The organism is Lutibaculum baratangense AMV1, assembly GCF_000496075.1.
GTDB classification, from domain to species: Bacteria; Pseudomonadota; Alphaproteobacteria; order Rhizobiales; family Tepidamorphaceae; genus Lutibaculum; species Lutibaculum baratangense.
This window is the reverse complement of record NZ_AWXZ01000039.1, coordinates 101049-114381: the sequence shown is the minus strand read 5'-3', so window position 1 is coordinate 114381 and position 13333 is coordinate 101049. Positions and strand designations below refer to the sequence as shown.

12 protein-coding genes are annotated in these 13333 nt (G+C 67.1%); 8 read left to right on the top strand and 4 right to left on the bottom strand.

Going from position 1 to position 13333, the window contains the following annotated elements; translation table 11 throughout:
• Positions 1–22 precede the first annotated feature (22 nt).
• The 5 genes from asnB (at position 23) to N177_RS15115 (ending at position 6658) form a co-directional block, all read left to right on the top strand.
• Positions 23–1948: an asparagine synthase (glutamine-hydrolyzing) gene (gene asnB / locus N177_RS15135; protein WP_081718578.1), complete on the top strand. Its 1926-nt coding sequence runs from the start codon at positions 23–25 to the stop codon at positions 1946–1948.
• Positions 1942–2841 carry a glycosyltransferase family 2 protein gene (locus N177_RS15130; protein ID WP_023433253.1) on the top strand — a complete coding sequence of 300 codons (900 nt, stop codon included), beginning with the start codon at positions 1942–1944 and terminating at the stop codon, positions 2839–2841. Before asnB ends, N177_RS15130 begins: the two co-directional genes overlap by 7 nt.
• 78 nt (positions 2842–2919) lie before the next feature.
• Positions 2920–3882, top strand: a complete 963-nt coding sequence (locus tag N177_RS20705; protein ID WP_023433252.1) for a glycosyltransferase family 2 protein — start codon at positions 2920–2922, stop codon at positions 3880–3882.
• A 212-nt stretch (positions 3883–4094) separates the two neighbouring features.
• Complete coding sequence (locus N177_RS15120) at positions 4095–5357, top strand: nucleotide sugar dehydrogenase (protein WP_023433251.1); 1263 nt, start codon at positions 4095–4097, stop codon at positions 5355–5357.
• An 89-nt stretch (positions 5358–5446) separates the two neighbouring features.
• Entirely contained in the window at positions 5447–6658 is a 1212-nt protein-coding gene (locus N177_RS15115) for a glycosyltransferase family 4 protein (protein WP_023433250.1), read from the top strand.
• A gap of 157 nt (positions 6659–6815) precedes the next feature.
• Here N177_RS15115 and N177_RS15110 read toward each other — a convergent pair whose 3' ends face one another.
• Positions 6816–7025, bottom strand: coding sequence for a helix-turn-helix domain-containing protein (locus N177_RS15110; RefSeq protein WP_023433249.1), 210 nt, complete (start codon positions 7023–7025; stop codon positions 6816–6818).
• A 984-nt stretch (positions 7026–8009) separates the two neighbouring features.
• On the opposite strand from N177_RS15110, the gene N177_RS15105 reads away from it, so the two are divergent.
• From N177_RS15105 to N177_RS15095, 3 genes are all read left to right on the top strand, one after another.
• Positions 8010–8309, top strand: a complete 300-nt coding sequence (locus N177_RS15105; RefSeq protein WP_023433248.1) for a hypothetical protein — start codon at positions 8010–8012, stop codon at positions 8307–8309.
• Positions 8310–8574: 265 nt separating this feature from the next.
• Positions 8575–9324 (top strand): hypothetical protein, encoded by a 750-nt coding sequence (locus N177_RS15100; RefSeq protein WP_152527941.1) that lies wholly within the window; start codon positions 8575–8577, stop codon positions 9322–9324.
• On the top strand, positions 9236–9673 hold the full coding sequence (locus tag N177_RS15095) for a hypothetical protein (RefSeq protein WP_152527940.1): 438 nt from the start codon (positions 9236–9238) through the stop codon (positions 9671–9673). Before N177_RS15100 ends, N177_RS15095 begins: the two co-directional genes overlap by 89 nt.
• On the opposite strand, the gene N177_RS15090 is transcribed toward N177_RS15095, so the two are convergent.
• From N177_RS15090 to N177_RS15080, 3 genes are read right to left on the bottom strand one after another with little or no spacing between them, the layout of a single operon-like run.
• Positions 9659–10879, bottom strand: coding sequence for a hypothetical protein (locus N177_RS15090; protein ID WP_040485928.1), 1221 nt, complete (start codon positions 10877–10879; stop codon positions 9659–9661). The genes N177_RS15095 and N177_RS15090 overlap by 15 nt on opposite strands.
• Positions 10876–12492 (bottom strand): mannose-1-phosphate guanylyltransferase/mannose-6-phosphate isomerase, encoded by a 1617-nt coding sequence (locus N177_RS15085; protein ID WP_023433244.1) that lies wholly within the window; start codon positions 12490–12492, stop codon positions 10876–10878. Before N177_RS15085 ends, N177_RS15090 begins: the two co-directional genes overlap by 4 nt.
• A gap of 39 nt (positions 12493–12531) precedes the next feature.
• Positions 12532–13332, bottom strand: coding sequence for a CpsD/CapB family tyrosine-protein kinase (locus N177_RS15080; protein ID WP_023433243.1), 801 nt, complete (start codon positions 13330–13332; stop codon positions 12532–12534).
• Position 13333: the final 1 nt, after the last annotated feature.

Genomic DNA, 13333 nt, shown 5'->3' with positions numbered 1-13333 from the left:
GCCAAGGAGGACGATCGGTTCGATGTGCGGGATCGCCGGGTGGATAGGGGGGCGCCACGACCCCGCGGTGCTGCATCGGATGACGCGGGCGCTGTGGCACCGGGGGCCGGATGGCGAGGGGCACGAGATACTCCCGCTCACGGACGTCGACTCGGCGGGGCTCGGCCACCGCAGGCTCGCGATCATCGACCTGAGCACCGGCGCACAGCCGATGAAGAGCCATGACGGTCGGTTTGTCATCACCTTCAACGGCGAGATCTACAACTACCTCGAGCTCCGCAGGGAGTTGCTGGATCTGGGCGCGCGCTTCACCACCCGCTCGGACACGGAAGTGATCATGGAGGCCTGGCGGCAGTGGGGCGCCGCGGGGCTCGCCCGCCTCCGCGGCATGTTCGCCTTCGCTCTCTACGACGAGGCAGAGCGGATGGTCGTTCTCGCGAGGGACCCGTTCGGCAAGAAGCCCCTCTTCGTGCACGAGCTTCCCGGCGCATCCGGGGGCACCCAGCTGGTCTTCGCATCGGAGATCGCCGCGCTTCTCACACATCCCGGCATCCGGGCCGAGATCGATCCCGCCTCCATCCACGACTATCTCTGCTGGCGCTATGTCCCCTCCCCCCACACCTTCTTCCGGGGGGTGCGAAAGCTGATGCCGGGCGGGATGCTCGTCTGGAGGGACGGCCGGATCAAAGAGAGCCGCTACTGGCTGCCGCCCGAGGAACGGGCCACTCCACAGTCGGTCGCCACGGCCGACATCGTGGGGAACTTCCTGGAGGTCTTCGACGAGGCGGTGCGGATCCGGCTGCGCGCGGACGTGCCGGTCGGAGCCTTCCTCTCCGGTGGCCTCGATTCGGCGGCGATCGTCGCGACGCTGGCGCATCTCGGCGTCTCCTCCATCCGGACCTTCTCCGTCGGCTTCCGCGGAGATCCATCTTCCGAGCTCGCGGCCGCCGAGGACAGTGCTCGGCATTTCGGGAGCATCCACACCCCGGTCGAATTCGGCATCGAGGCGCTGTCGTTGCTGCCGAAGCTGAGCGCGCATAGGGGCGCTCCGATCGCCGAGCCCGCCGACCTGCCGATCCACCTCATGTCCCTCGAGGCGGCGCGCCACGTGAAGGTGGTGCTCTCGGGCGAGGGCTCGGACGAGATGTTCGGCGGCTACCCCAAGCACCTCGCCGAGATGCACCTGGGCCGCGTGAGGCCGAGAGGTCTCGTCTCGGTCGGCAGTCGGGCCCTCCTGGCGGCGACCTCCGCGCTCCCCGGGCGCTCACGCCGCGTCGGCATTGCGGCGAGAGCCATGGCGGAGTCCGACTTCGAGCAGCGAATGGTCCGCTGGTTCGGTGCGCTCACGCCGTCGGAGCGCCAGCGGGTCTGGAAGCACGGCGCGCCGCAGCGGCCCGTCTGGACCGTGCCGTTCCGCTGCGCCCCGAACGCGTCCCCGCTCCGGCGCGTCTTGCATTTCGACCAGACGTCGTGGCTTCCAGACAACCTGCTCGAGCGCATGGACATGATGACGATGGCGGCCTCCATCGAGGCGCGAGCGCCCTTCATGGACACGCGTCTGGCCGAATTCGCGAGCACCCTGCCCGATTCCTGGCGGATCCGGGGACGCACCACGAAGCGGATCGTGCGCGTCGCCCTGGCCCACCGCCTGCCGCACGGCGCGCTCGAGCGCCCCAAGAACGGTTTCCGCCTGCCGGTCGGCGCGTGGTTCCGCGGCCCGCTGCGCGACGCTTTCTCGGACACTCTGCTGGGACAGGACGCCGTGAGCCGGGACTATCTGGATCAGGCCGTCCTCCGGGCAATCCTGTCGGAGCACCGCGACGGCAGGCGCGATCACGACAAGACGCTGTGGTCGCTCTTCGCGCTCGAGACATTCCTCCGCGCGTTTTCCGGCGGCCGCGACGCGCGCGTGGACGATCAACCATCAAGGGTCGCCATCGCATGCTGATCTCGGTGATCATCCCCCACTTCAACCAGGAAGAGTATCTCGCGGAGGGTCTGCGGACCCTTCACGAGCAGGACGGAGTGACCGCGGCGGTCGAGATCATCGTGGTGGACAACGGCTCACGGCGCCTGCCCGACGAGATCTGTCGACGGTGGCCGGACGTGATGCTGGCGAGCGAGCCCACCCCGGGGCCCGGGCCTGCCCGGAATCGCGGCAGCAGCCTCGCGAAGGGCAGTGTCCTCGCCTTCATCGACGCCGACTGTCGGGCCCATCCGGGCTGGCTGTCCGCCATCGAACGAGCATTCGCGGATCCCGCGGTCGAGATCGTCGGCGGCGACGTCCAGGTGGCATATGCCGTGCCCGGAGAGCCCAGCTTCATCGAGCCCTACGAGGCGGTCTACTCCTACCGGAACAAGGAGCACATCGCCGCGGGATTCTCGGGAACGGGCAACCTCGCGGTCCGTCGCCAGACGCTGGAGGAGGTCGGCCCGTTCGCCGGCATAGAGGTCGCCGAGGATCGCGAGTGGGGTCTGCGCGCCGGAGCACGGGGACATCGCATCCACTACGTGCCGGAGATGATCGTCTTCCACCCGGCTCGCGAGAACCTCGCGGCGCTGACCCGGAAGTGGGACAGGCACGTGGCCCACGACTACCACGAGTTCACGGGCAAGCCCTTCGGACTGTCTCTCTGGCTTCTGCGGACGGTTGCGGTCGCGCTGTCTCCCATCCTGGAGCTGAGGACGGTGCTGACGTCGCCCCGCATCCAGGGAATGCGGCCGCGCGTCCTCGCCATGGCCTGCCTCGTCTGCATCCGGCTCCACCGCGCGAGAGCGATGCTCAGGGTCGCCCTCGACGGGGGCCCGCCCCAGGCCGAGAAGGCCTGGAAGCGATCATGACACGGCGCAGGGCGGCAGGCGGTGCGCATCCGCCTGGCGGCTGCCCGGCTTGCGAACAGCGCAGCGGAGGGGCGTCTCGTGGAACCCGCGGTTTCGGTGATCCTGCCGACCTACAATCGACTGGACTCCCTTGCTGCCGCCATGGAGAGCGTGCTGTCGCAGTCCTTCCGGGATATCGAGTTGATCGTCGTGGACGACGGTTCGCCCCAGGACGTGCGGGCTGCGGTGGCGGGGATAGGCGATCATCGCGTGATCTATCACCGACGGGCGAGGAACGGCGGTGCCGGCGCGGCCCGAAACAGCGGGTTGGAGATCGCCCGGGGACGGTTCATCGCCTTCCAGGACAGCGACGACCTCTGGTTGCCGGGCAAGCTGGAGCGGCAGATGCATCTCTTCACGCAGTTGCCGGCCCGCGTCGGTGCCGTGACCGGCGGCAAGCTGCTCTACGGACGCAGCCCGTCCTTCCGGTACGGCAAGGGGCTGGTGGCTTATGCCCCCGCCCTGGAGAACCGACTGCATCTCGGCGACGACCAGGTGAGACGGATGCTGGTCGAGAACCGGATCAGCCTGCAGAACACGCTCTTCCGGCGCGACTGCCACCCGACCTCGACCTGGTTCGACCCGCTGGCCCGGGCGAACGAGGACTGGGACTTCGCCGTCCGACTGTGCCGGCACACGCTGATCTACGAAGACGACCGGCCGGTGGTGGTGGGCTTCATCTCGACCGACAGCATCTCCTCGGACCCCCGGCGGGAGTGTAGCGGCCTCCTGAGGATCATGCGGAAGAACCGCGACGTGATCGAGGCCGACGGCGACGTGCGAGGGCGGCTCGAGTTCGACCTCGCGCGCCTGCTCTGGAAGTGCGGTCACACGAAGCGCGCCCGCGCGTTCATGGCCCGTGCCCTGCGGTCGAAACCGGCCTTGAGTCTCGCGCTGGCGACATCGCTTCTGCGTGGGCTTCGGGCGGGGGTCGCCCGGCGCGATCGGCGCCACGCGACGGGGCAGCGCGAGCCGCTGGCATCGGCGGCAAGACGCGCCTGAATTCCAGCCTCCTCCTAGGCTTGCGTTCTCGTTCATCGGGCGATGGAAGCGGGCTCCGGCCGAGCTCGCATCGCGGCCGGATGACCCACCCCCGACCCTGACCGCGAAGTAATACATACTAGCTAAAGAGTCAGATATTTCGAGCGATGCAGAGCTCGTGCGAGCCGTTCTATTGATAGAGATACCGTACAATCAAGATCAGAGGCGGCGCGATGAAGGTCTGCATCTTCGGTCTGGGCTATGTCGGCTCCACCGCAGCCGCCTGCATCGCGTCGCAGGGCCACCGGGTCGTGGGCATCGACATCAGTCCGGAAAAGGTCGACGCCATCAACCAGGGGCGCGCGCCGATCGTGGAGCCGCATGTCGACCGCCTCATGGCAGAAGCTCATCAGGCGGGCCGCATCCGTGCCACGACGGAGGTCGGCGCGGAGCTCCGCGACGCCGACGTCGCGATCGTGTGCGTCGGGACGCCGAGCGCGCCTGACGGGTCGCACAACATGAGCTACGTGGTCCAGGTGACGAGCCAGATCGCGACCGCTCTGTCGGCCGGGCACGAGCGGCCGATCACCATCGCCTACCGCTCCACCATGCGGCCGGGCACCACCCAGACGCTGATCGCCCCGATTCTCCGGACGCGCCTTGGCGCCGGGTTCGAGGATCGGGTGGAGTTGATCTACAATCCGGAGTTTCTTCGCGAGACGACGGCCGTCGAAGACTACTTCCATCCGCCGAAGATCGTGATCGGCACGATGGACGGCGAGCCGTCCCCCGTGATGACGGCCCTGCACAGCGGCATCCAGGCGCCCCTGTTCAACGTGCCGATCGCGGAGGCGGAGCTCACCAAGTTCGTAGACAACACCTGGCATGCGGTGAAGGTGACCTTCGCCAACGAGATCGGCCGCCTCTGCCAGCGGCTCGGCGTCTCGGCGGGCAGCATGTACCAGATCTTCGTGTCGGACACCAAACTCAACATCTCCCCGTATTACCTCCGTCCGGGCGACGCTTTTGGCGGCTCCTGCCTGCCCAAGGATGTCCGCGCGCTCCAGTACATCGCGAGCGACATCGACGCCAACACGCCGCTCATCGACGCCGTGATGCGCAGCAACGACGCCCACAAGAACTTCCAATACACGCGCATCGCCAACGGCCTGCCGAAGGGTTCGAAGATCCTGCTGGTGGGGCTGGCCTTCAAGGACGGCACCGACGATCTGCGCGAGAGCCCGTCCGTCGATCTCGCGAGGAAGCTCCTCAACAACGGGTATCAGCTGAACATCTACGATCCCTGGGTGACGCCGGAAAAGCTGATCGGGCACAATCTCGGCTACGCGTACACGCAGCTTCCGGCCCTCGAGGGTCTTCTGGTCGACAAGGCGGCGGCGGAAGAGCAGCACTACGACTTGATCGTCGCCGCGAACCGCAAGATGCCGCACCTCAACACGAACGGCACGCCGATCGTGCATGCGGGGGTCATCTGATGGACAGTCAGGGTCGCTCCGCCGGATCCGCTCCGAGGTCCATCGCCGACTGCATCGAGGGTCGGCCCCTCGCGGGGCGACGCGTCCTCATGATCGTGGAAAACCTGCCGGTCCCGTTCGACCGCCGGGTGTGGCAGGAGGCACGGACCCTGCGGGCGGCCGGCGCCCACGTGGAGATCATCTGCCCCAAGGGGCGGGGATGCGACGAGAGCTACGAGATCCTCGAGGGAATCCACGTTCATCGCCACATCCTGCCCCGGGACGGCACGACGCCGCTCTCGTTTGCGTGGGAGTATCTGGTCGCCCTGTTCTTCGAGACGATGCTCGCGTGGAGAATCTTCCTCACGCGCGGGTTCGACGTCATTCAGGGATGCAACCCGCCAGACCTGATATTTCTCGTCGCCCTCCCCTTCAGGATCTTCGGCGTCCGCTACATTTTCGATCATCACGACCTCAACCCCGAGCTTTATGAAGCGAAGTTCGGGCGACGTGACATGTTCTTCAGGATTCTCACCATGCTGGAGAGGATCACGTTCCGGGTCGCCGACGTTTCGATCGCGACGAACGCGAGCTATCGACGCATCGCGATCGAACGCGGCGGCATGAACCCGAGCCGGGTCTTCGTGGTGCGCTCGGGGCCCGACATTTCCCGCATACGGCCTTGCGCGCCCAACGCCGTGTGGCGGAACGGGCGGCGCCATCTCGTGGCGTATGTCGGCGTCATGGGGCAGCAGGAGGGGCTAGACCTGCTCGTCGAGGCGGTTCGCCACCTGGTGTTTGCCCGCGGGCGGACCGATGTCCAGTTCTGCCTCGTGGGCACCGGGCCGGTGGTCGACGACCTGCAGGAGCTGGCGCGGTCGAAGGGCGTGTCGCCCTTCGTCACCTTCGCGGGCCGTCTTTCCGACGACGAACTCTTCGAGGTGCTCGCGACAGCCGACGTATGCGTCAACCCGGACCGGGTGAACGCGATGAACGACAAGTCGACCATGAACAAGATCATCGAATACATGGCCGCAGGGAAGCCCATCGTGCAGTTCGACGTCACCGAGGGGCGCGTCTCGGCGGAGGACGCCTCGCTCTACGCCAGGCCGAACGACCCGATCGACATGGCGGAGAAGCTGTTGGTCCTGATCGACGATCCGGAGCAGAGAGCCGTGATGGGCGCCCTGGGCCGGCAGCGGGTGGAGACGGCTCTGAGCTGGGAACATCAGATCCCCTCGCTCCTGGAGGCTTATGCGCGATCGATGGCTCTCGACCAGGAACTCTCCGCAGCGCAAGCCGGCCTGAAGATGAAGGCCTGATCCGCCTTCCCGCGCGCCGCGCACGGGCCCGTCTCCTCTCGAGACCGCTGCCAGCCGCACGTTCATTCGTCTCGGGCGATAGGTCATCGCCGGGGGGCGCGAAGCGGTCGAGCGGCATCGGGCAGGGTCACAGACAGCCCGGTCCACCCGCCGCCGCTCAGCGCTCGAACGTCTCCCGGTCGTCGCTCCGATCGTCGGCCTCGCCCCGGTACTTTGCCGCAGCACCGGTCCGGTTGAAGACGCCGAGCTTGGAGATGATGTTGTGCATATGGATCTTGACCGTGTTCTCCGCGATCTTGAGCTTGAGAGCGATGGCCTTGTTCGGCAAGCCGGAAGCCGCAAGGGCGAGTATCTCGGTTTCCCTCATCGTCAGGTTCCGCCACGGGCGCCGCGGCTCGGCGGGTGCCTGCGGCGTCTCGCCGGGATCGTGAACGGGTGCTCGCGCGTCGGCCCGGCTCGGGGAGAGCGGTCAGTAGCGCGCGAGGGAAATAGTCCCCGCCCCGCATCACCAGATCCAGTATGGGGACGATCATCTCGATCCGCTCGTCCAGCGACACCACCGCATGTATCATGCGCGAGTTGAGAAGCGGCTGCAGATCGAGAGGGGGGCTGTAACGGTCCGTCATCACCGCCACGGCAGCGAGCGGATGGAGCCGGCCGAGGACCTCCTCGGCACTCGCCAGCTCCGGCACGTGGCGCGCCTCGATCAGAATGAGCGCCACGCCCTCGGGAAAGGAGCGGCACGCTTCCGTGACCGAAGCCACGTCGTAGACGATCAGCCATCCAAATCGCTGCTCCAGCATCTCCTTCAATCGCGTCGCGTGCTCGGGGGACGGGTCGACAAGAAGAACCGCCCGCCCCGCCTCCGTGGCATCGCGCGCGCAACCGCGCGCGCGTGTGCCGTCACCTCGGCCACTCATCTGACTTCGCCGTCACCACTGATAACAGTATACTTCTAATTCTGACGTAAAGTAAGCTCCCCCCCCCTATAGACCATCTCTCCCGAACGACGCTTTGACTCAGATCAGTCCCTCGCCGCCCCGAGTCGCGTCACCACAGAAACCTAGCGCTCGTTCCACACTCCCGCAAAACAACGGTCGGTGAAGCCGCCTCAAAACATGAATATTAACTGCAGGTATTGTGTCGACACCAACCTCCCCAGGGGCTTCGATACCAATGTCGCCTCACGAGAGCGGGCACGGACTCGTGGATCCTTTCGCCAGAGGATGACGGACTTCTTTGCCCTCACAACCCTGCGATAGGGGGGCCCGCTAGCCCGGAAGGGCGACTGTCGGGGTCGCGCGGGAAGCGCCAGATTGCCCTCAGGAGAGTACCTCATGAGGCACCCGAGATGTTCAGCCACACCTCGTCACTGGCCGCACTGGTGGTCGTCGGACTGGTCGCCGGAGGCATCGCCACGACCGCCGTCGCCATTCCGATGGTGACGGCCAGCACATTCACCCCCACCGCGGCCGGGACGGCGGGGACCGGCGGGCTCGTCGTGGCCGTGAAGGTCGAAAAGAAGGTCAAGCTCAAGAAGCCGGGCAAGAAGCCGGTGGGTGCGCCTGGACCCGTCGCCGGCGTCGGCCTGCCGCTGCTGATCGCGGCGCTCGGCGGCTATGTCTATATCCGTCGCCACAGACGCGGCTGAAGCCGTCGGCATCGCGCCGAGAGCATCGGGGGCCGGCAGGAGAAGGCAGGTGCCCAAGCGAGTTCAGCCGCGTGAGGCAGACAGCGAGGAGGTGGTTGTTTGCGCGAGGCCGCAGGGCCTCGATCGAAACCACCTGTTCGCGATCCTCCTCGTCATCGGCTTCGCCAATGGCCTGGCGGAACGGATCGGCACTTCGATCTCCTCCAGCGGCGCCGTCGGAGCCGTCTTCGGCACCTTCGATGTCAGCGCTGTCGTGTGGATAGCCATGGCGGCGAGCGTCGGGCTCATTCTGCAGGAGCGCAGCGGCGCCATCACTCTTCGCGACAGTGTCGTGGCCGCCGCGGCTTCGGCCTTGTTCCTGCTCCCGGCGAGCCCGATGAGTTGGGTCGCCGTTTTCGTCGTCTCGCTGCACCTGCTGCTCACCTCGGGAAGGCAGAGCAGGCTGGCCCGCGCAGCCGCGATCACCCTCGCCCTCACGATCCCTATGTTCTGGGCGCGCCTTGCCATGAGCATCTTCACCGATCCGATCCTGCGGATCGACGCAACGCTCGTCTCATCCGTTCTCGGCACCGCGCGTGAGGGCAATCTGGTGGCGTTCGCGGACGGAAGCGGATCGATGTTCATCGCGCCCGGCTGCTCCTCCTTCACGAACCTCTCACTCGCCTTTCTCAGCACTGTCCTCCTCGTGAAGGGGCTGGGGCGTGGCTGGTCGTGGCCCCTTCTCGCCCTGGGCCTTGCGACATCGGTGGGTGTCGTCGCGATCAATGTCGCCCGGATCAGCATGATCGGGTTCCTTCCCGACCAGTTCGACCTCATCCACGGCGAGGTGGGGGCGACGATCGCCGCGTGGGCGACGACGATGTTCGTGCTGGCGATGTGCCTGATGGGAGTTCATCTCGATGCGCGCACCCGTTCTGTGGAGCGCAATGGCGGGCTTGCTGCTGGCCTCGCTCTGGCTCAAGGCGTCCGCTCCACCCCCGCCGCTGGAGATGGTTGGCCGACCACCTCCCGCTGACGCAGCAGCCTACCTCGCCGAGCTGCCGGTCGGTATCGCGGGCGACGGTCACGCTCGGCCCGCCCCCTCGGACTGCACCGTCGAGTTGATCGACGTCTCGCTCCTCGGATGGCACCAGGATGCCGTCAAGCTGCAGTCGGCCGGTGGCGGGCTGGTTTACCTCTACGAGGGGAGCGTCTTCCCCGAGCAGCCGACCCCGCAGACACGTCGGGATTACGTGCTCTACCGCGCTACCGGCTACTTCACCGGATCGCCTCTGCCGAGAGTGTGGGTGCTTCTCTGGCCGCCGGAGTGCCGGATCGACGCGTCGAAGGTCCGGCACCTGGCGCAGCTCCTAAGATCCCCCTGAAGGAGGCTCCGGCTCGTCCGCGACGCGGGGCAGTTCTTCGCCTGCCCTCTCGAAGCCGTAGCGGACCTCATGGCCCGCGAAGAGGGTGGCCGCCGCGTCCCACTCTGCATGCGCGAGATACGCGGGATCCTCCGACAGATTGACCACGATCCGGAAGACCCTGCCCCGGTACGGAATACGCCGCGCCTCGAACGGCCAGGGCAGTTGTCGTGCGCCCGCGGCCGAGCCCGGCGGTGCGGCACGCCAGATCTCCCCATCGCGCGCTCCCCCGATCGCGGGATCGATCAGTATGTCCTCGAGCCTCGAGATCTCGTGGAACGCTTCGGTGATCGTCTGGGCCAGGGGCTCAGGCGTGCCGTCCCAGGCAAAGTCCGGCGGCAACCGGACGGAGAACACGCACAGCATGCTCGCGCCGTTGACGACCGACGACCAGATCTGGGTCTTCAGTTCGCCCGGCGTCGGCACCGGGCGCCCCGGCTCGAAGGCGACGCTCTGTACGAAGCTCATCAGTGGCGCGCCGGGGGCCATCAGCCTCTGGTGGTTGAGTATGTGCCCCTGATACGTCGAAGCGAAGCCATCCTGCACGAGAACGTTCGGACGCCCGTCGGCGATCTGGTAGGTGTCTGCGCCAAGCCAGTCCGCCCTGGCGTGGTAGTCCCCGAGCTTCAGTCCGATCCTCGAATTCTCGTGCCAGATGTGATTGCCGACATGATTGGTGAAGATAGGCTTCTGCATCTGGAGAGACGCCGCCGCGTCCCGCCAGGGCGCCTGTTCCGCCAGCACGTCGTCCGGGCTCTCCCGAGGCGCGCCGTCCACGAAGTTCGTGGGTTCGTCCCCCGTTGCGAACGCGATCACCGTGGGATCCGCCAGATCCTCCAGAAGGTGTGAGGGTCTTGGGGCGCGGATCTGCGCCAGGCCGAGTTCCTTTGCCCGCTCGTGATGCACGGCGTCGTCGACGCCCTCCCCCACGCCGACGATCGTGTTGACGCCCCTCGCCCGCCATTTCTCCATTTCCTGCGGAGGGGCGACCCAGACACCCAGAACGAAGAAGGTCGGCCCGCGCATCGTGGCGAGCACGCGCGGCGCGTCGGGAGCTCGCGCTACCACCGCCTGCGATCCGTCGGCGTGAGCCGCCGGCGGCGTCGCGAGCTGCAGTGCCACGAGCCACGCCAGCAAGAGGGGCCTGCCGCGGCAGGTCGGGGTCATGCGGGAACGCCCTGCGCCCTCGGCACTGTCGCGCTGCCGCCCGCCACTTCCCCTTCCAGGTCCGAAGCCACGCGGCCATATCGGTCCTCGAAGCGGACGATGTCGTCCTCGTCGAGATAGGACCCCGTCTGGACCTCGATCAGATGGAGCGGGATCTTGCCCTGATTTTCCAGCCTGTGCACCTGGCCGGGAGAGATGTAGGTGGATTCGTTCTCGTACAGGAGAAACTGCCTATCGCCACAGGTCACGGTCGCGGTTCCCGTCACGACCACCCAGTGCTCGGCCCGATGATGGTGCATTTGCAGGGAGAGCCGTTCGCCCGGCTGCACCACGATGCGCTTGACCTGGAACCGCTCGCCCCGGTCGATGCATCGATAGTTGCCCCAGGGACGAAAGACGGTGGAATGGGCCTCCGCCTCGCCTCGCCTGGCCCGCTTCAGGCGCTGCACGACGGACTTCACGAGTTCGGGCTTCGTCCGGTCGGCCACGAGCACTGCGTCGTCCGTGGCGACGACCACCACGTCCTCGACACCGGCCACCGCCACCAACGGATCCTCCGAGCGTATGTAGCAGTTGCGGGATTCCTCCAGAATCACATCTCCGACCGCCGCGTTCCCGCCTTCGTCCTTCGCAGCCAGTGCCCAAAGGCCCGACCAGGTGCCGACGTCGTTCCAGCCTGCGGAAATCGGCACGACGACCGAGCGCCGCGAGTGCTCCATCAGGGCATGGTCGATCGAAATCGTGGGGCACTCTGCGACGTGGGACCTGTCGAGGCGCAGGAACTTGCCGTCACGGCGCCCCGTGCCGACGGCGTGCTCCGCTGCCCGCGAGATGTCCGGCTGGATGCGCCCGAGTTCCTCCAGCACGGCGCCGGCACGGAACAGGAACATGCCGCTGTTCCACAAGCAGTGGCCGGCCGCGAGGAGCTCGTCGACGCGTGACCTCGAAGGCTTCTCGGTGAAACCGTCCACGTCGCACGCTCCCGGACACCCGGATACGGGGGCCCCGAAGGTGATGTATCCGAACCCGGTGTCGGCATGGTCGGGCTCGATGCCGAACAGCACGAGCCTCCCGTCCCTGGCTGCCGGCACGGCCGCCTGGAGAGCCGTTGCGAAGGCGTCGCCGTTCGCGATCACGTGATCTGAGGGAAGGACGAGCATGAGTGGATCGCCCTCGTCCGACACGAGCCGCCATGCCGCCGCGGCTATCGCGAAGGCCGTGCCTCGACTGGTCGGCTCGAGCATGACGTCGGTGGCGGCGATGTCCTTCTCTGCAAGCTGTTCCGCCACGATGAAGCGGTGCTCCTCGTGGCAGATCACGAGGGGCGGGGCGAAGATCGCATCCCGGCAGCGGTTCACGGTCGCGGCGAACATCGGATGCTCGCCGTGCAGGGACAGGAACTGCTTGGGAAACAGTGTCCTGGACAGAGGCCAGAGGCGGCTGCCGCAGCCACCGGAGAGAATCACCGGCACGACCTCGCCGGGGCTCCACGGGCCTCCTCCGAGGCCGGGATCTTCCGCGATGCCGGCCGGAGCGGGGGCGGCTGCCGAAGCCGCGCGACTTGCGCCTCCGAAGCCGGCGTTGAAGAGGGTCTGATCAGCCTGCCTTACCATCTCTCTCTCCGGATGTGCGATCAGTGGGTGTCCCGGGCTTCAGCGCAGGAACCGGTGCGGGACCCGGTTCATGACCACCCCCAGCAGGTTTCCATAGGCGTCGAGGTCGCGCTCGCAGACATCGACCTCGCTCTTCCGGCTCCGTCCCGCGGACACGACCAGCAGCGTGCAGTCGCTGAGTGGCAGGAACGCCAGGACGTCGTCACCCGCCAGCATCGGCCCGAGGTCGCAGACGATCACGTCCGCCATGAGCCTGCGCTTCAGCAGGCTCATGGCCTCCCGGGTCGAGCCTTCCATGAGCAGATCCGCGCCGTTGCAGACCGCCCCGGTCGTGATGCCGACAGCGAGGTTCGTGCCGTGGCGCAGGAGGCATTGCGACAAGGGCCGGCGACCCGCAAGCAGCTCCTGAAGAGGATATTTCGGCTCGGCGCCCAGGATGGACCCGATCCGGGGATTGCGGAAGTTCAGGTCCAGCATGATGACCCGCTGCGCGCTCAGCCGCGCGAGGCCCATGGCAAGGTTGAGCGCTATCGTCGTGGTGCCGCACTTGGCGGTGGGAGCCGTCACGCCGATGGTGACCCAGCTCCGTTCCTTCATGACGCGGCCGACCTTCGTCCGCATCAGATCAAGCGGCTGGCGGGTGTCCTGGTCGTCGGAAGCGGCAAAGACCCGCTCTCGGTGCAGGCGACGCTTCACGATCGCCATCTCGGGAAGCTCGGACCATGCCTGATGCGCGTTCTCCATCGCGGCGCGCGCTGCGTTGGGCAGCGGGAGCGCGGCGCTGGCCGAGGTCTCGAGCTGTGGCGTCGAGGGGTTGAGGAGCGAGCTGAGCTGATCCACC